Source organism: Mucilaginibacter paludis DSM 18603 (assembly GCF_000166195.2).
GTDB lineage: Bacteria > Bacteroidota > Bacteroidia > Sphingobacteriales > Sphingobacteriaceae > Mucilaginibacter > Mucilaginibacter paludis.
On record NZ_CM001403.1, the window covers coordinates 7,165,203 to 7,182,865 of the forward strand.

The window sequence follows — 17,663 nt, forward strand, 5'->3', positions numbered from 1 at the left end:
TTGATCAGGCTTTGCTGTTTTTTATAATGACTTGCTTTTAAGTTGTTGATTTTCGATAGTTTACTTCTGTCCGTTAAGTCAGAGATCATAGTTTTTATAGCATCTCTAAAAACAATGTCGACAGGAGGGAGAAATCTTCTGCTGGTACTTTGCTTTAGATTGGTAAAGCGTTGGCTGTTAAATGCAGTTAGGCGCTTTTGTTATTGATTATAACCCTCTTCTTAAAACGGAGGATCCTCATCATTCATTTTTGAAGGCCTGATTATAAAATTGCTTGGTTTCTCAAAATCCTGTGATGGTGCTAAACCGGTGAAGGCATTCGGTGCCGCACCCATTGGCGGGAAGCCCTCTACGCCTTCGTCCAGATCCTCAAATTTTACGTATTTACCAACAAATTTCAATCGTACACGGCCAGTTTCGCCGTTACGGTGCTTGGCTATAATTACCTCGCCCACGCCCTGGGTTGGGTTGTTATCTTCGTCAAATTCAAGGCCGTAGTATTCGGGGCGGTATAAAAATAGCACCATATCCGCATCCTGCTCAATAGATCCCGATTCACGTAAATCCGAAAGCATTGGCCTTTTTGCACCGCCCGGGCGGCTTTCAACCGCACGGCTCAATTGCGACAGCGCAATTACCGGTACATTTAACTCCTTAGCTACCGACTTTAACGCCCTGGATATACTACCGATTTCCTGCTCACGGTTACCACCTTTACCATCTGATTTACCATGCATCAGCTGCAAATAATCGATGATGATCAGCTGTATATCGTGCTGTGATTTTAATCTACGGCATTTGGCCCTAAATTCAAATATGTTGAGGGCAGGTGTATCGTCAATAATTAACGGGGCCTGCTCCAGGCGTCCAATTTTGGAGTGGATCTGTTCCCATTCCCATTCTTCCAAACGGCCTTTACGTATCTTTTCCTGCTCAATTCGGGCTTCGCCGGATATTAAACGGTTAACCAACTGTACCGACGACATCTCGAGCGAGAATACCACTACCGGGCGGTTAAAATCAACCGCTGCGTTACGGGCGCAGGTTAAAACGAAGGCCGTTTTACCCATCGCCGGCCTTGCCGCTATAATTACCAAATCGGATTTTTGCCAACCCGATGTCATGCGGTCGAGCTCGGTAAAGCCCGAAGCTACGCCCGTTAGTCCGTCCTTTTTATCCTTCAGCGCCTCAATTTCTTTTAAACTTTCGTGCAAAATATCATCCATTTTGCGCGAATCGCGGCGAAGGTTATTCTGCGCGATATCAAACAGGTTCTTTTCCGCCTTATCCAACAGGTCCAGCACATCGGTAGTATCTTCGTAGGCGCTGTTGATCACTTCTGTTGAGATGCGGATCAGCTCACGTTGCAAATACTTCTGTATAATGATACGCGAGTGGTACTCAATATTAGCCGCCGATGCTACACGGTTAGTTAACTCGGTAATGTAGTAGGCGCCGCCTATCATTTCTAACTCGCCCTGCATACGCAGCTGCGAGGTAACGGTTAAAATATCAACCGGAGATGTTTTTTCAAACAGCGTGCGTATCGCCTGAAATATCTTTTGGTGGCTATCGCGATAAAAAACTTCGGGTTTTAAAATATCAATAACCGAAGATAGGGCGTCCTTCTCCAACATTAACGCACCTAAAACGGCTTCTTCTAAATCGGTAGCTTGTGGCGGTAATTTCCCCAAACCGCTGGTGGGATTATTGCTGAATCTGCTTCGTTTGTCGCCTGTAATATTAGGCTTGCCTGCCTGGTTATCGTTCTCCAAAATCATTTGCACAAAAATATACAAAAAGGATTTGTAATCGGTATTATTCATCAACATCCTTTTTTTTGCTAAAAATAAAAATGTTGAAAATGACGTTTTAAGCGTCGATTTTAATTAACATCAATTGTTAATTACTTGTTAGTAAAATTAAAATGGGTTTAATAGTCAATCACTTAACAGCAGTGTTAATAACGTTGGCCCCTGTTAGTTATTTTGAATAACATATTGCTAAGTTTAGTTGTAAAGCGGGCTAAAATCAATTAATATGTTAATTTTGCTGACTTATACAGCAGTTGAAATGAGTTTTAGAAACGAACCTAAAAGAGAATATAACCAAATGGTTTTCGGTATCCGCGCCGTGATAGAAGCCATCAGATCGGGCAAAGAAATCGAATCGTTATTCATCCAGCGAGGGCTCGGTGGCGAGTTGTTTTATGAGCTTAAAAACTTGCTGAACGAATATAAAATAGAGTCGCAACAGGTTCCGGTAGAGAAGCTTAACCGTGTTACCACCAAAAACCACCAGGGGGTTATCGCCATCATATCACCTATAACTTATTACAAGATTGAGGATATTATACCCATGGTATTTGAAAAAGGCGAGGTACCTTTAATTTTGATTTTAGATGGCGTTACCGACGTTCGCAACGTGGGCGCCATAGCCCGTACCGCCGAATGCGCTGGTGTACATGCCATTGTAGTACCGGCAAAGGGTTCGGCACAAATTAACCCGGATACCATTAAAACATCGGCGGGAGCACTGTACAATATCCCGGTTTGCCGCGAAAGCAGTTTATTGCAAACGGTTAAATTTTTACAATCATCCGGTTTGCAGATTGTATGCTGTACCGAAAAAACTACCGACTTTATCTATGCGCCCGATTATACCTTGCCCACAGCCATTGTAATGGGTGGCGAAGATGATGGCGTAAGCAACGAGATTATCCGAATAGCCGACCATTTAGCTAAAATACCCATGTATGGCGAAATAGAATCGCTCAACGTATCGGTATCAACCGGCGTAATTTTGTACGAAGCCATCAGGCAAAAAAGGGGAGGCCCCCCAGCCCCCTGAAGGGGGAGTTTTTGATTGGCTTGCGGTTTACCGCAGGCGATTAGACAAAATGTATTTTATATAAAAAGAGGCTGATCATGTATTTGAAGTGAACCCCAAAAGTTAGACAAAAACTTTTGGGGTTTATTATTTATGTCAAAGCACACATTTGAAGAGAAACTTGATGTAGTTTCTCAAGTAAGAAAGGGAAAGCCGATTCTACGGATATCCCGCGAACGCCATATCCGTGAAGGCATGATATTGGAATGGGTTCGGAAATATGATCTTTATGGCGAAAGTGGGCTGCTCAAACAACCTAACGTCAAGCCCACGCCTGATTTCAAAGAAGAAGTTGTAAGGCTTGTCATAGAAAAAAAAGTACCTTTAAATCAGGTTGTTCTGGAATATAGATTAAGCAAGACTGCTTTAGAGCGCTGGGTAAGATCAGTACGGGTTGAGGGATATGCAGTACTATACCAGCAAAAGAATCCTGGACGACCACCTAAATGCATGGGAAGATCAAAGAAGCTTGAACCTGAAACAGAAGTAGAGAAGCTCCAGGCGGAAAATAGCCGTTTGCGGGCGGAGAACGCACTATTAAAAAAAGTCACGGCCTTAGTCAAGGAAAAAGAAGCCCGCGAACGCATGAGTGGGCAAAAGCCATCGAAGAACTAAGGCCCGAACATGATGTTTCAATTCTATTGGATTGCAAACAGATGGCTCGTTCTGTATTTTATTATCATCGCAAGCGCCTAAATGATGATAAATACAAGCATGAAAAAGAAGAGATCGCAAGTATATACCACTTGCATAAAGGCAGATATGGTTATCGGCGGGTCACCGCCGAAATGAAGAACCGGGGTTATAGCATAAATCACAAGACTGTCCAAAAATTGATGGGAACATTAGGCCTAAAATGCAATATCAGGAAAGTAAGTTATCGCTCATACAAAGGTGAGGTTGGTAAAATTGCCCCTAATGTACTTGAAAGGGATTTTGAGGCAAATCTGCCTAATCAGAAATGGGCTACGGATGTCACTCAGATGAACATTAAAGGGGAGAAGATCTATTTATCTCCTATAATTGACATGTTCAACGGGGAAGTCATTTCTTATAGTATTTCAAAATCTCCAAATATGCAGATGATAGATGAAATGTTATATGAGGCTTTTGATAAAGTGAAAGATATAAGGGGACTTATTTTTCACTCTGACCAAGGGTGGCAATATCAACATTATGGATATAGAAAGGCTTTGGAAAAACATGGAATTATTCAAAGCATGTCCAGAAAGGGAAACTGCTTGGATAATGCCTTGGCCGAAAGCTTCTTTGGGATCTTAAAGACAGAATTACTGTACAAACAGAGCTTTGAAACTGCGGAAGAATTTATAACTTCGTTAAAAGAATACATTCATTACTATAACAATGAAAGAATAAAAAACAGGTTAAATGGAAAGAGCCCGGTGGAATACCGAGCTCTCGTACAAAAAACTTAATTTTGTAAACTGTCCAACTTTTTGGGGTCACACCATATTATGACCAGCCTCTTTCACTTCCTCCCCCTTCAGGGGGCCCGGGGGGTTAAATATATTTCGTGCCGAACTTCTGTTTCACATCGGCAACTACCTGTTTTACGTTTTGCTCTTCGGAGCGAGGGCAAATTAGCAGCGTGTTGTTTGATTCTACAACGATAAAATCGTGCAGGCCTTTAATGATCACCAATTTATCTGCTGGTACGTTAACCATACAGTCGGATGAGTCGTACATGATCACCTTTTCCGATGGGATTACTGCGTTGCCTACATAATCCTTTTCGGCAAGCTGGTAGATAGAGGCCCAGGTACCCAAATCGCTCCAGCCAAACTCTGATGGTAATACGTATACGTTATCAGCCTTTTCCATAATACCATAATCGATAGATATGTTGGTACATTGCTGGTAGGCTGAGTGGATGTAATTTTTTTCGTCCTCGGTATTATAAACCGGGCGTGCATCAGCAAAAATATCATTGATCTCGGGCAGATATTTGCCAAACGACTCAACAATAGCCTTTGCCGACCAGATGAAGATACCTGCGTTCCATAAAAAGTCGCCGCTTTGTATAAAGGTCTTGGCAATTTCTAAAGTAGGTTTCTCGGTAAAGGTTTTAACCTTGTGGAAATCGTTATTCAGGGTTTTATCAGTAAACTGGATATAGCCATAGCCGGTATCCGGGCGCGATGGTTTAATACCCAAAGTTACCAGGCATCCGTTTTCTGTAGCCGTTGTTAACGATTTTTCTATCGTGTTAACAAAACCCTGCTCATCCAATATCAAGTGATCAGACGGGGCTACCACAATTGATGCGTTGGGATTGAGGCTTTCAATTTTAAAGCAACCGTAAGCAACGCAAGGCGCGGTGTTGCGCATTACAGGCTCGGTTAATATCTGGCCATCGGCCATATCAGGTATTTGCGCTTTTACAAGGTCGGTATATATTTCGTTAGTAACAACGTAAATGTTCTCTTTAGGACAAATTTTTAAAAAACGGTCGTAAGTTTGCTGAATCAGGGTTTTTCCGGTTCCCAGGATATCGATAAATTGTTTGGGATGAGAGGTTCTGCTGATGGGCCAAAAGCGACTACCGATACCGCCAGCCATGATTATGGCATAGTAATTACTGTTCATATTTTGTTGTTTTTTTTGAATCGATTTTAAGATCGTGAAATTGAATAATAATTTTCAAACTACGATAACTAATAAAAAATTATTTTGAATAAAAATGATGTTTATTTCAAAAAATAGTTGTACATTATACTTTGAATATCATAGTTTCTTAAAAAAGCATATTTTAATGCCATTTCTTTAAAAAATTTTGTTATTTTGATCTTTAATTTTTTATACACACATCGAATAATTTTATAGTAATGATTGAGACGAAGAAGTCACTTTTCGATAATCTTCAGAATTTTTTTGGTTTCGATAACTTCAAGGGTGAGCAGGAAGCTATTATTACAAATATTTTGTCAGGCAACGATACTTTTGTGATCATGCCAACCGGTGGCGGAAAATCCATGTGTTACCAATTGCCGGCCTTGATGACCGATGGCATGGCAATCGTAATATCACCGCTGATAGCCCTGATGAAAAACCAGGTGGATCAGTTAAGGGCTTTTGGAGGATCTGACAGTATAGCCCATTTTTTAAACTCCTCATTAACTAAATCAGAAATTACGAAAGTTAAAGAAGATGTACTGAGCGGTAAAACCAAGCTGCTTTATGTAGCACCTGAATCATTAACCAAGCAGGAAAATATTGATTTTTTGCGTTTAAACTCGGTTTCCTTCGTTGCTGTTGATGAAGCGCATTGTATATCGGAGTGGGGCCATGATTTTAGGCCGGAGTATCGTAAAATACGCCAGGTAATTAGCAACATAGGCGAGAATATCCCCATTATCGCGTTAACAGCTACCGCCACGCCTAAAGTGCAGCAGGATATCCAGAAAAACCTGCAGATGAACAATGCTACCATTTACAAATCATCGTTTAATCGCGGTAATTTGTTTTACGAGGTTAGGGCCAAGCGCAATGTTTTAAAAGAGATTGTAAGGTTTGTTAAACAGCACACCGGTAAATCGGGCATTATTTATTGCCTGAGCCGTAAAAAAGTTGAAGAAGTTGCCGAAGCTTTGAGCCTTAACGGCGTAAAGGCGCTCCCTTACCACGCCGGTTTGGACGCCAAGGTACGCGCCGACACGCAAGACAGATTCCTGATGGAGGATGTAGATGTGATTGTAGCGACGATTGCTTTTGGAATGGGCATTGATAAACCCGATGTTAGGTATGTGATACACCACGATGTGCCCAAGAGCATGGAGGGTTATTACCAGGAAACCGGGCGTGCAGGCCGCGATGGCGGAGAAGGTGTTTGCTTAGCTTTTTACTCTGAAAAGGATATTGATAAGCTACAGAAATTTATGAAAGATAAGCCTGTTGCCGAAAGGGAAATAGGTACGCAGATATTAAAGGAAGTGATTGATTATGCCGAATCTGCAGTTTGCAGGCGTAAGCAGATATTGCACTACTTTGGCGAAAACTTTAACGAGGCCGGCTGTAATTGCATGTGCGATAACTGCAGTGCCACCAAGCAGTACTTTGATGCCGAAGCTCCTTTGCATAAGGCCTTGAGCCTGATGAAGAAGTTGGGCGAAAAATTTGATGATCATCACATTATCAGCGTTTTAATGGGTGTTGATAATCCGCAGATCCACAATTACGAACATCATTTAATTGAGGAGTTTGGATCTGGCAAAGAGGAAGGCATCAACCTATGGAATTCGTTGATGAGGCAGGCGCTCTTAAATAATTTTGTATCTAAGGATATCGACCATTATGGCTTGCTGCGCTTAACCAAATCGGGCCACGCGTTTTTAGAAAACCCTTATACGCTTCGGTATGTTTTAAACAGGCCGATGGGTTCAACCGATGATGATGACGGCGATGATGCCAAACACGGCGGCTCGGCGGCGTTAGATACTGTTTTGCTGCAAATGCTGAAAGATCAGCGGAAAAAAATAGCCAAGCAAAAAGGATTGCCCCCGTTTGTTATCTTCCAGGATCCTTCTTTAGAGGAGATGTGCACGCATTATCCTATCAGCATTGACGAACTGAAGCAGATTTCGGGCGTTGGATCAGGTAAGGCATTAAAATTTGGTGCGCCTTTTATCGATCTGATAAAAAAATATGTGGAGGAGCATGATATTGACCGCCCTGTAGATATGGTGATTAAGAGTGCCGCCAACAAATCTGCCTTAAAGGTTTATATCATCCAGAATATTGATCGCCATTTATCGCTGGAAGATATAGCTAATTCCAAAGGCCTGAGCTATGAAGATATTATCCGCGAGGTTGAATCTATCGTCAACTCAGGCACCAAGTTAAACCTGAACTATTATATTGATGAGATGATAGACGAGGACAGGCAGGAAGAGGTATTTGATTATTTTAAATCGAGCGAGATTGACTCGATTGATGAAGCCCTGGTAGAGTTAGGCCCCAACGAATACACCCGTGAAGAAATGCAGTTGATGCGGATTAAATTTATGAGTGAGTTAGGAAATTAATTTTAACTGACCCTGATAGAGAGAAAGAGCGATAGGATTAACTTATCGCTCTTTTTTTGTACCTATAGCGCAGGGCAACGCTAAAAAAGTTTATTTGATTTTACTGACACAGACGGGAAACCCGCCGACAAATGGGCGCCTACAGAGCCCAAACTTCTTTTTTCAGGACTATACATATAGTAGTGCGGTATTGATTTGCTGGCTGGTAGATACTTTAGTAAAACCGTTTGTGTTTTTGCTGGCCAAGATTGGTTTGCAACAGCTACATCATCGCTTTTAAACTGGTTTGATTATTACAGAGTTAATTTGATTGTTAAACCATTGCGTGAAATTTTGCTCAAAGCATTGAAAATATCCTAATGGTACAATCATGACAGAGCATCAGCACAATACATTCAACCCCGTTACCGTGTTAAGATTGAGTATTGGTATCGTTTATTTGTGGTTTGGCGTATTGAAATTATTTTATGGTTTGAGCCCGGCCGAGCATATCGCTTCGCAAACGATACACCAATTAACTTTCGGATTAATGCCTGACCGGGTTGCTATTGACTTGTTGGCGCTGTGGGAATGCGGTTTAGGCTTGCTGTTGCTGATGTGTAAATGCATGAAAGCGGTTTTGTTAATGATGTTTATTCATATGGGTTTTACGTTTACGCCTTTTTTGTTTTTTCCGCACCAAACTTTTAATCATTTGCCTTACGATTTTACCCTGCTTGGCCAATACATCATGAAAAATATCATCATCATCAGCGGTGGCCTGGTACTTTGGCGACAATATGTACAGCAGGTTCCGTTGTTTTTGGTGTCCTCTCCGGCCAATCAACATAAATGATTCCTTTTTCGGAATTAAATTCTACTTAACGTGTTTTTTCTTTTATTATTAAAATTAAATTCTGTTTTTATTTTATAATTCAGCTTTATATTCTTTGTAATTTTAATATTACAGTATTATTGAAATTTGGCGTTAAACTAAGGCGGGTAGCTATCGTCTTAGATATATAACACAACAATAAAAAAGTTGAAACTACCAGGAATAAAAAAACAAGATCCAAAGTAGTTGTAAATTAAAATAAAAAAATAAACAGCATGAAAAAGTTAATTTTAGTATCCGCAATAGCAATTAGTGGTTTAATGTATCAAACTGCAAGTGCCCAAATAGGTCTGCATTTAAACGTTAATTTAGGCCCAAGGCCGGTTTACGTTGCACCGGCACCGGTTTATAATGATGCTGATTATTATTATCTGCCCGAAGTTGAAGCCTATTACTCGGTAAGTAATCACTGTTATTATTACCAGGATGGTGGAAATTGGATAACAGGAGCCTACCTGCCAGGCAGGTTTCATGATTATGATTGGCAACATGCACGCCGGTTTGCAGTTAACGAGCCAAGGCCATACTTACACAACGATGTTTACCGCGCCAGGTATGGCGGGATACAAGGCCGCCGCGACTGGGGACGTCGTGATGATCATAATGTGAGGGAATATGCCAGTCAGGACCGATTTAACCACGATGAGAACAGGAGAAACGACAATCAACATTACGATGCAAGGCCTAATCAGCAACGTAATGATCAAGGCGGCAGAGGTAATTACAACGACAGGGGAGACCACGACAATGGCGACCATGGAAGACGTGGAAGATTTTAACTATTGATTATTGATTAAGTTTGGCCGCCTTGTATAACAGCAGGGCGGCTTTTTTATGCCATTAGTTTTTTAAGGCGAACATAAAAAGTTGTCCCTTCACCCGGGGTACTTTCAAACCATATTTCGCCGTTGTGGCTCTCTGTAATTTGCTTTGAAATGGATAGGCCCAGCCCGAATGATTTTTCGCCAGCGGTGCCGGGCCTTTTAGCCTCGGTGAACATGTTAAAAACCTGGTCTTTAATATCAGCCGGAATACCTATTCCCTGGTCCTTAACCGCTATTTTGATTTTGTCGTCTTCAACGCTCAGTTTAACGCCGATAACAGAACCCTGCGGGCTAAATTTAATGGCATTGCTGATGAGGTTGCTTAATACCCGCCATATCTTTTCGCGGCTAATGTATAGTTCCTCGGGTTTATCCAACACTTCCAGCATTATTTTTTGATTTTTTTCCGCTGCCTTAAATCTTAACAAGTCAACACTGTGGCTCAACAGCATATTGATATCCACATATTGCCTGGTTATAATGGATGATGTTAATACGCCTGTAGCCTCTAAAATCTCGTTAATCAACTCGAGGGAGTTATCGGCAGTTTCCTGTATCAACTTTAATAGCTCTATTTGTTCGTTATCTAAGCCTTGTTCAACCAGTAGCAGCGTGGTTAAAGAAGCTATGCCCCCTATGGGGTTGCGTAAATCATGCGAAACGGCCCGCAATATCCTGTCCTTTTCTTTGCTGCTGTATTCAAGTTCCAATAACGAAGTTTCAAGTTGCCGTTTTTGCTCGTTAACCGTTCGGTTGAGTTCGCTTAGCAAAGCCACATTTTGTTTTGATCGCCTCCAATTATAAAGTACTAAAAAAACAATGGCCAGGGCCATCAAAGCGAAAGCGAGGGTTATAATTAAGTAAGTGTGTTGTGTTTGGTTATCGCTTTTTAAGGTATTAATGGTCGACTGGTTTTCAAAATCCTTAAATTGCTGATTTACATTGCTCTCCTTTATCTTTATCGTAGCTGTGGTTAACGAATCCTTTATAGCTTCATATTTAAAAAGGTAAGTAATTGCCTTTTCGGGCTCTTTTTCGTTTTGATAATATTCGGCCATTAAATGATTCCAATCAGCCTCGGCTTCGCTATTTTTTAAGGTATCTAATTGTGCACGGATATTTTTTAATAAGGCTATCAGCGCTTTTGTATTGTACAGATCAGCGTATAAACGGGCCAGTTTTAATTCAGTAAGCTGCGCATCTTTATTTTCGTATCCTTTTTTTAAATTAATTTGGATGCTTTTCTTTAAAAGGTTTTCGGCCTTGTTAAATTCTTTGCTTGCCAGGTAAAGGTCGGCCAGGTTGCCGTATACAACCCCTCTGGCTGCCTCAATCACTTCGCTTTTTTCAGGATATTTCCTGGCGCTGGCATTGATGTAGCTGAGTGCATTTTTAAAATATAACTCGGCGCTATCTCTTATACCGGCTTTGTTATAGCTTAATGCTGCATTGTCTAATAGCTCTTGCCCCCTGTAGTACGACAAAAAACCAACACCGCAACTGGCATTTTCAATGAAGCTTTGTTTAAAGTGGCTCGCAGCCAGTGCAAAATGCTCTTGCCTGTACATAATCATCCCCATGCGATAACTGTAATCACCTATGGTACAATTATCAACATAGTTTTTACCTATCAAATTACCCTTATAATAAAGCTGGTAGGCCGCCTGGAATTTATTATTGATAAATAGTGCATCGCCTTTGGCAAAACTGGCTACGCCATATAGTTTGGCATATTTTTTTTCGTTATGCGTGCTTTCTATGGTCGAAAGCATACTATCGGCATAAAGCATTGCCTTGCCGGGATTTTTTTTGCCCCGGTAATTGATATAGTAAAGAAAGGAATAATACCTGAATACATCTACAACGTCCGAATTTTTGGTGGCTGTTTTCGCGGAGTCGAGCAAGTGCAAGGTTCTTGCCCGGTTGTTGGCGTACAGGTTGTCTGCACTATCAAGAAGCCTGGTGAATTTTGGGGATGAAGGAGTTGTGGATTGTTTTTGAACGCAGGCTATGAATGAAACAGAACACAATACAAGGAAAAAAGTAACTAAACTTTTTTTTGCATCATAGTTCTTTCCGGTAATATAGGGCATTCAAACAAATTAGTAAACCCCAAATATAGGGTTTAGATCACTTTAAACAATTGTAAATAAAGTTATAATTAAATTATTTGTCCAATAATAAATGGGGGTTTGTGTTTTATTTAAAAGCATCCTGCCCGGTTATATCCATCCCGGTAATCAGTAAATGAATATCGTGCGTGCCTTCATAAGTTATCACCGATTCGAGGTTCATCATGTGCCGCATAATAGAGTAGTCGCCGGTAATTCCCATTCCACCCAAAATTTGCCGGGCCTCGCGGGCAATGGTTATCGCGGTTTCAACACTATTGCGTTTGGCCATTGATATCTGTGCTGCCGTAGCGCGGTTTTCGCTTTTTAATACCCCTAAGCGCCAAACCAACAGTTGCGCCTTGGTGATTTCGGTAATCATTTCGGCCAGTTTTTTTTGTTGTAACTGAAACCCCGCTATAGGCTTGCCAAATTGCACCCGCTCCTTGGCGTACCGCAGTGCAGTATCGTAACAGTCCATCGCACAGCCTATAGCACCCCAGGCAATGCCGTAGCGCGCCTGGTTTAAACAACCCAAAGGGCCTTTTAAGCCAGATACATTGGGCAGTAAGTTATCTTTGGGCACTTTAACGTTATCAAAAACCAGTTCGCCGGTTGCTGATGCTCTTAACGACCATTTATTGTGCGTTTCGGGTGTGGTAAAGCCCCCCATGCCACGCTCTACTATTAAGCCCTGTATTTTGCCGCCTTCGTTTTTAGCCCATACCACGGCTATATCAGCAAAGGGCGCGTTCGATATCCACATTTTGGCACCATTCAGTAAATAATGATCGCCTGCGTCTTTAAAGTTGGTGGTTAGCCCGCCGGGGTTCGATCCATGATCGGGCTCCGTTAAGCCAAAGCAGCCCATTAACTCTCCGCTTGCCAGTTTAGGCAAATACTTTTTGCGTTGCTCTTCCGATCCATAAGCGTATATAGGATACATCACCAGGGAACCCTGTACCGAAGCCGTAGAGCGAATGCCGGAGTCGCCGCGCTCAATTTCCTGCATAATAATTCCGTAGGCTATATAATCCAAACCGGCACCTCCATATTCAACCGGGATGGTAGGCCCAAAGGCGCCTATCTCTGCCAGGCCCTTAAGCAATTGCCTCGGAAATTCGGCACGTTGAGCATAATCTTCAATAATAGGGCTCAGTTCTTTCTTCACCCAATCGCGCGCCGACTGGCGGATCAGTTTATGCTCATCGCTTAAAAGTTCGTCCAGTAAATAATAATCCGGGGCTTCATACAGGTCGTTTTTAGGCATAACAGGTGTTTATGTATAAGCAAATCTAATAATTAGGAATCACAGCGCATAATGTTTAGTTCCTGAGTTAATGATCTGTAGTTTGGCAAAGTAATGATGGCTTTGGTTTATTATGGCAGATATCATACGCCATGCTCTCATCAAACAATCGCCAGGCATTAATTGCACTAACAGGCCAATTTGATAACTTTACCGCATGATTAAAGTGGCATTGCAAGGCGTGGAGTTTTTTGCTTATCACGGCTTTTATCCCCAGGAACAGGTTTTGGGTAACCATTTTGTGGTTGACGTATCGGTTAGGTTTGTGCAACAGCATCATTTTAATGATGACGAGATTGCTTACACCGTTAATTACGAACAGCTTTACCGGATAGTGGAGCAAGAAATGAGATACACCCGTAAATTGCTTGAAACTGTGGTGCAGGGCATTATCGATCAAATAAAAACCACTTATCCTTTTGTGGAAATTATACAGGCCAGTATTCAAAAATTAAATCCTCCCTTACCGGGTAAAGTAGCCAGCTCTTTTATCGAGATAACCTATACCAAACCTGATGATGTTCAATAAAATAACGGATGCATTGGTAACGCGGATGCGTGATATTGCGGGAGCTGGTTGTGTTTATACTACGCCCGGCGAGCTGGAAAAATACAGCCATGACGAAACTGAAGATCTGCGTTATTATCCCGAAGTGGTGGTGAAACCGCAAACTACGGCGCAGGTTTCGCAGCTATTGAAGCTATGTAATGAATATCATATCCCCGTTACTCCGCGTGGTGCGGGTACAGGTTTAAGCGGTGGGGCTTTGCCTGTAAACGCAGGCTTGGTTATTTCGATGGAGGGTTTTAATCACATCATCGCTATTGATGAGCGTAATTTGCAGGCTACTGTTGAGCCTGGCGTAATAACCGAAGTATTTATGGATGTGGTGGCTGCTAAGGGTTTACTTTACCCGGTTGACCCGGCAAGTAAAGGCAGTTGTTTTATTGGCGGTAATGTTGCCAATTGTTCGGGCGGGCCGCGTGTGGTAAAATACGGAACCATCCGTGAGTATGTATTGAACCTGGAAGTTGTTTTACCGAGCGGCGAGGTGATCTGGACGGGGGCCAATACCTTGAAATACGCATCGGGCTACAACTTAACGCAGTTGATGATAGGCTCGGAGGGAACGCTGGGCATCGTTACAAAAATTGTGGTCAAGCTTATTCCGCGGCCAACGCAAACGGCGCTGATGCTCGCCTCGTTTGCTACCAACGAGGAAGCTTGCGGTGCTGTCTCTGCCATATTCAGGGCAGGCATTATCCCATCGGCACTGGAGTTTATGGAACGCAGGGGAGTGGAGTGGGTGATAGCGCACGATGGGATTAACTTTGCGCTAAAAGACGGCATAGCTGCCTTTTTATTGATTGAGGTTGACGGGAATAACCCGGATGTGATATTTGCTGATTGCGAAAAGATTAACGCTGCTTTAGAAGAATTTAATTGTCAAGATGTGTTATTTGCAGATTCGTCGGCGCAAAAGGAAGAGTTATGGCACATGCGCCGTATTATGGGCCTGTCGGTAAAGTCAAACTCGGTTTACAAGGAAGAAGATACCGTAGTACCCCGTGCCGAATTGCCCGCATTAATTAAAGGGATTAAAGCAATAGGAGCGAGGTTCGGCTTTGAATCGGTTTGCTACGGCCATGCCGGAGACGGAAACCTGCATGTTAACATTATAAAAGCAAGCATGAGCGATGCCGATTGGAACAAAAAACTGAAAGACGGTATTAAAGAGATCTTTGAATTAACCGTATCCTTAGGCGGCACCATCTCCGGCGAACACGGTATCGGCCTGGTGCAAAAAGAATTTATGCCTATCAAATATCCGGATGTTAATTTGGCGCTGATGCGGGGCATTAAACAGGTTTTTGATCCCAATGGGATATTGAACCCCGGGAAAATATTTTGAAAGGCTTAGGTTTTAAATTTTACCACAAAATCGTATCCCAGTGCACCGTGCCTGATAGAAAATATAACGATCTGACCAATTTTTAGTTGATTGTAAAATTCTTGATCTACAATAAATCGCTCTTCATTATTGTTTACATCAACAAAGATGTAATATTCGGAATGTTTACTATCGGTGCTTTTACTGTTAACTTTGAAAGGTAATGTTATCACTTGAGGTGAAGCATATTTCCTATTGATTAAACTCGCGGTTGCCGGCGCAAATGTAAACATGCCCAAAATCAATCCAAAACAAACTATAAATCTCAAATTGCTGGAGCGCTTAATTTGGAGGTATTTGCGCTGCGCTAAAATTGTCAAAATTATACCTGCTGTAATGCCTCCCACGCAAAACTTCCAAAACATAGCTGCGCCTCTTAATGTATTATCTATGTTATTTATTTCGGTGATAAGAAAGGCAAGCCCACCCATAACTAAGCAAATAGCTAACGTGCTTATTACTCTTTGTGTTAAAGGATCGTTGTAGTAATTTGATGGCGTGTTTAAGGGAAAGAAATCGTCGATGAGTGCTTGAGCATTCGTTAAAAACCATATCAATTGAAATATGCACCAAAAAACGGATGGTACTGCAACCGGAACCCTAATCCAATAATTATCATTATCGCCAAACGCAACAATGATAATTATGCCGATAGCAAGGTAAAGTAAGTGTAGTAACGCTACTCGCCTGATTAAATGAGGCATTTATTTGATAGCTGTTATCTAAATACTTCAATCTAACTATTCATAATCAATTTCGGCTCGTCATAATCAATCATTCGCTTGCGTTGCGCTTTGGGGATGGGGCTTGATTTGCCTGCTTTATAATCGTAGCTGATGCACACGGTTTTGCCGGTGGTGCATACCTCTTCTTTTTCATCTTTTACCCTCATCAGGATATACTCCACATCAAAACTGCTGTTGCCTACGCGCGAGGTACGTACATAGCATTTAATTTCGTCGTCAAGAGTGATGGGTTTCTTGTAATCAATTTCCGACCGGCCCAGTATAATGCCCATCTCATCCCAATCCCATTGGATAATGTGGCGCCAATAATCGCCGCGGGCTATCTCAAAATAGGTTAAGTATACGGCGTTATTAACGTGTCCGAAGGCGTCCATATCCGAAAAACGTATATGTATGGGCGTGAAGTATTTAAAATTAGCAATATTTGGAGCCATAATCAGTCAATATGTCGGTCTAAAATAATTTTAAGTGTCAATGTGTCTGCTTTTGAATGGGCTAATGCACTAATCGGTGCGTTAAGTTCAATTGGTATACAGATTGATTAACAAGATACGAAGATAATAAAAACAAAAAATTAAGGAGATATAAAAATGACACTTGTAAAATTTGCAAACGGACAAAAAAACAACGGTTTAAACCCATTATTTACAGATGTATTTGATTCGATATTGAACGATACATTCTCTGGCAGCAGGTTGGTATCCAAAGTACCCGCAGTTAACATTGCCGAAACTGAAAATGAATTTCATATCGAATTAGCTGTACCTGGTTTAGCCAAAGAAGACTTTAAAATCAACGTTGATAAAAACATCCTGAGTGTTTCGGCCGAAAAGAAAATTGAAAACGCTGCAACAGATAAAAAGTACAGTAAAAAAGAATTTAGCTACAACTCGTTCAGCAGGACCTTCACCTTGCCTGAAACTGTTGACCAGACTAAAATTGAAGCTGAATATACCGATGGTATCTTAAAATTAAGTGTAGCTAAAAAAGAAGAAGCTAAAATTCAAGCCCGCGAAATTGCTGTAAAATAAGACAGGTTTTCAATAAAGTAAAGTATCATGTGCCGGATTTGTGTTAAGGTTTAGTGTTTAAGCACATGATATTTCATATAGGTTGTTGTTTAGTTTGAGCCGGGGTGCAGCGTAAGCAGCATCCCGGTTTTTTTTGTCTCTACCGTACCCGTCCATAAAATTTGGATATTCCCCCATTCGCCCATTCGCCCATTTGCAAATTCCCTCATTCGCAAATTCCCTCATTCGCACATTTCCTCATTCGCACATTCCCTCATTCGCACATTTGCAAATTTCTCATTTGCACATCCGCACATTCCCTCATTCACACATTTGCAAACTCCCTAATTCGCACATTCGCACATTCTCTCATCCGCACATTGTCAAGCTTAATTGCGCATATTAATATATTGCAGCGGTTGGCCAAAATCTTCGGTGCGGCAAAGGCTGATTACGGCTTGCAGGTCGTCTATTTTTTTTGCAGTTACTCTAACCTGGTCGTCCATAATGGAAGCCTGCACTTTTAGTCCGCTGTCTTTTATTTTCTTTACTATCTTTTTGGCAGCCTCCTTCTCAATCCCTTCCTTTATTTTGATCGACTTACGGATCATGTTGCCCGAAGCATATTGCTCCTCACCAAAATCGAGGGCATTAGGATCAAGCGATTGTTTAACCATCCGGCTGATAATGGAGCCCTCAATGGCTTTTAAGCGCATATCATCTTCAGTAACCACAGTTACCTCGTTTGTTTTTTTATCCAGTTCGATGGTGCTTTTTGATCCGTGAAAATCAAAACGGTTCAGTATTTCTTTTTTTGCATTATTGATAGCATTATCAAGCGTTTGAGCATCAATTTTGCTCACAATATCAAATGATGGCATACAGGTTTATTTAATTAATGTTACA

Annotated in this window: 16 protein-coding genes; 9 read left to right on the top strand and 7 right to left on the bottom strand. The window is 41.6% G+C overall.

Annotated elements, in window-relative coordinates; translation table 11 throughout:
• Positions 1-221 precede the first annotated feature (221 nt).
• Complete coding sequence (gene dnaB, locus MUCPA_RS30475) at positions 222-1,826, bottom strand: replicative DNA helicase (RefSeq protein WP_008511770.1); 1,605 nt, start codon at positions 1,824-1,826, stop codon at positions 222-224.
• 214 nt (positions 1,827-2,040) lie between these two features.
• Between dnaB and rlmB the strand changes: the two genes are divergently transcribed.
• The 3 genes from rlmB to MUCPA_RS30490 all read left to right on the top strand — a co-directional run bounded on the left by rlmB (position 2,041) and on the right by MUCPA_RS30490 (position 4,325).
• Complete coding sequence (rlmB, locus tag MUCPA_RS30480) at positions 2,041-2,850, top strand: 23S rRNA (guanosine(2251)-2'-O)-methyltransferase RlmB (RefSeq protein ID WP_008511772.1); 810 nt, start codon at positions 2,041-2,043, stop codon at positions 2,848-2,850.
• A 132-nt stretch (positions 2,851-2,982) separates the two neighbouring features.
• Positions 2,983-3,504: a helix-turn-helix domain-containing protein gene (locus tag MUCPA_RS30485; RefSeq protein ID WP_008503751.1), complete on the top strand. Its 522-nt coding sequence runs from the start codon at positions 2,983-2,985 to the stop codon at positions 3,502-3,504.
• Positions 3,426-4,325 (top strand): IS3 family transposase, encoded by a 900-nt coding sequence (locus MUCPA_RS30490; RefSeq protein WP_157544057.1) that lies wholly within the window; start codon positions 3,426-3,428, stop codon positions 4,323-4,325. The genes MUCPA_RS30485 and MUCPA_RS30490 overlap by 79 nt, the downstream gene beginning before the upstream one ends.
• A gap of 85 nt (positions 4,326-4,410) precedes the next feature.
• On the opposite strand, the gene MUCPA_RS30495 is transcribed toward MUCPA_RS30490, so the two are convergent.
• Positions 4,411-5,496 carry a mannose-1-phosphate guanylyltransferase gene (locus MUCPA_RS30495; protein WP_008511774.1) on the bottom strand — a complete coding sequence of 362 codons (1,086 nt, stop codon included), beginning with the start codon at positions 5,494-5,496 and terminating at the stop codon, positions 4,411-4,413.
• 242 nt (positions 5,497-5,738) lie between these two features.
• On the opposite strand from MUCPA_RS30495, the gene recQ reads away from it, so the two are divergent.
• The 3 genes from recQ to MUCPA_RS30510 all read left to right on the top strand — a co-directional run bounded on the left by recQ (position 5,739) and on the right by MUCPA_RS30510 (position 9,584).
• Positions 5,739-7,931, top strand: a complete 2,193-nt coding sequence (gene recQ, locus MUCPA_RS30500) for a DNA helicase RecQ (protein WP_040628417.1) — start codon at positions 5,739-5,741, stop codon at positions 7,929-7,931.
• A gap of 370 nt (positions 7,932-8,301) precedes the next feature.
• A complete protein-coding gene (locus MUCPA_RS30505) occupies positions 8,302-8,766 on the top strand; it encodes a hypothetical protein (protein ID WP_008511777.1) in 465 nt (154 codons plus the stop codon).
• A gap of 254 nt (positions 8,767-9,020) precedes the next feature.
• Positions 9,021-9,584 (top strand): hypothetical protein, encoded by a 564-nt coding sequence (locus MUCPA_RS30510; protein ID WP_008511778.1) that lies wholly within the window; start codon positions 9,021-9,023, stop codon positions 9,582-9,584.
• Between the two features lie 53 nt (positions 9,585-9,637).
• On the opposite strand, the gene MUCPA_RS30515 is transcribed toward MUCPA_RS30510, so the two are convergent.
• Both MUCPA_RS30515 and MUCPA_RS30520 read right to left on the bottom strand, forming a co-directional pair.
• A complete protein-coding gene (locus MUCPA_RS30515; RefSeq protein ID WP_008511779.1) occupies positions 9,638-11,722 on the bottom strand; it encodes a tetratricopeptide repeat-containing sensor histidine kinase in 2,085 nt (694 codons plus the stop codon).
• Between the two features lie 106 nt (positions 11,723-11,828).
• Positions 11,829-13,010, bottom strand: a complete 1,182-nt coding sequence (locus MUCPA_RS30520; protein ID WP_008511780.1) for an acyl-CoA dehydrogenase family protein — start codon at positions 13,008-13,010, stop codon at positions 11,829-11,831.
• 196 nt (positions 13,011-13,206) lie between these two features.
• On the opposite strand from MUCPA_RS30520, the gene folB reads away from it, so the two are divergent.
• Complete coding sequence (gene folB, locus MUCPA_RS30525) at positions 13,207-13,578, top strand: dihydroneopterin aldolase (protein ID WP_008511781.1); 372 nt, start codon at positions 13,207-13,209, stop codon at positions 13,576-13,578.
• Positions 13,565-14,962 carry an FAD-binding oxidoreductase gene (locus MUCPA_RS30530; RefSeq protein ID WP_008511782.1) on the top strand — a complete coding sequence of 466 codons (1,398 nt, stop codon included), beginning with the start codon at positions 13,565-13,567 and terminating at the stop codon, positions 14,960-14,962. Before folB ends, MUCPA_RS30530 begins: the two co-directional genes overlap by 14 nt.
• 5 nt (positions 14,963-14,967) lie before the next feature.
• Here MUCPA_RS30530 and MUCPA_RS30535 read toward each other — a convergent pair whose 3' ends face one another.
• Together MUCPA_RS30535 and MUCPA_RS30540 are read right to left on the bottom strand one after the other, a co-directional pair.
• Positions 14,968-15,705: a hypothetical protein gene (locus MUCPA_RS30535; RefSeq protein WP_008511783.1), complete on the bottom strand. Its 738-nt coding sequence runs from the start codon at positions 15,703-15,705 to the stop codon at positions 14,968-14,970.
• A 32-nt stretch (positions 15,706-15,737) separates the two neighbouring features.
• Positions 15,738-16,181, bottom strand: a complete 444-nt coding sequence (locus MUCPA_RS30540; RefSeq protein ID WP_008511784.1) for an acyl-CoA thioesterase — start codon at positions 16,179-16,181, stop codon at positions 15,738-15,740.
• Between the two features lie 156 nt (positions 16,182-16,337).
• On the opposite strand from MUCPA_RS30540, the gene MUCPA_RS30545 reads away from it, so the two are divergent.
• The gene (locus MUCPA_RS30545; protein ID WP_008511785.1) at positions 16,338-16,778 is read left to right on the top strand and encodes an Hsp20/alpha crystallin family protein; all 441 of its coding nucleotides are present in this window, start codon (positions 16,338-16,340) and stop codon (positions 16,776-16,778) included.
• A 368-nt stretch (positions 16,779-17,146) separates the two neighbouring features.
• Here MUCPA_RS30545 and MUCPA_RS30550 read toward each other — a convergent pair whose 3' ends face one another.
• A complete protein-coding gene (locus tag MUCPA_RS30550) occupies positions 17,147-17,638 on the bottom strand; it encodes a YajQ family cyclic di-GMP-binding protein (protein WP_008511786.1) in 492 nt (163 codons plus the stop codon).
• Positions 17,639-17,663: the final 25 nt, after the last annotated feature.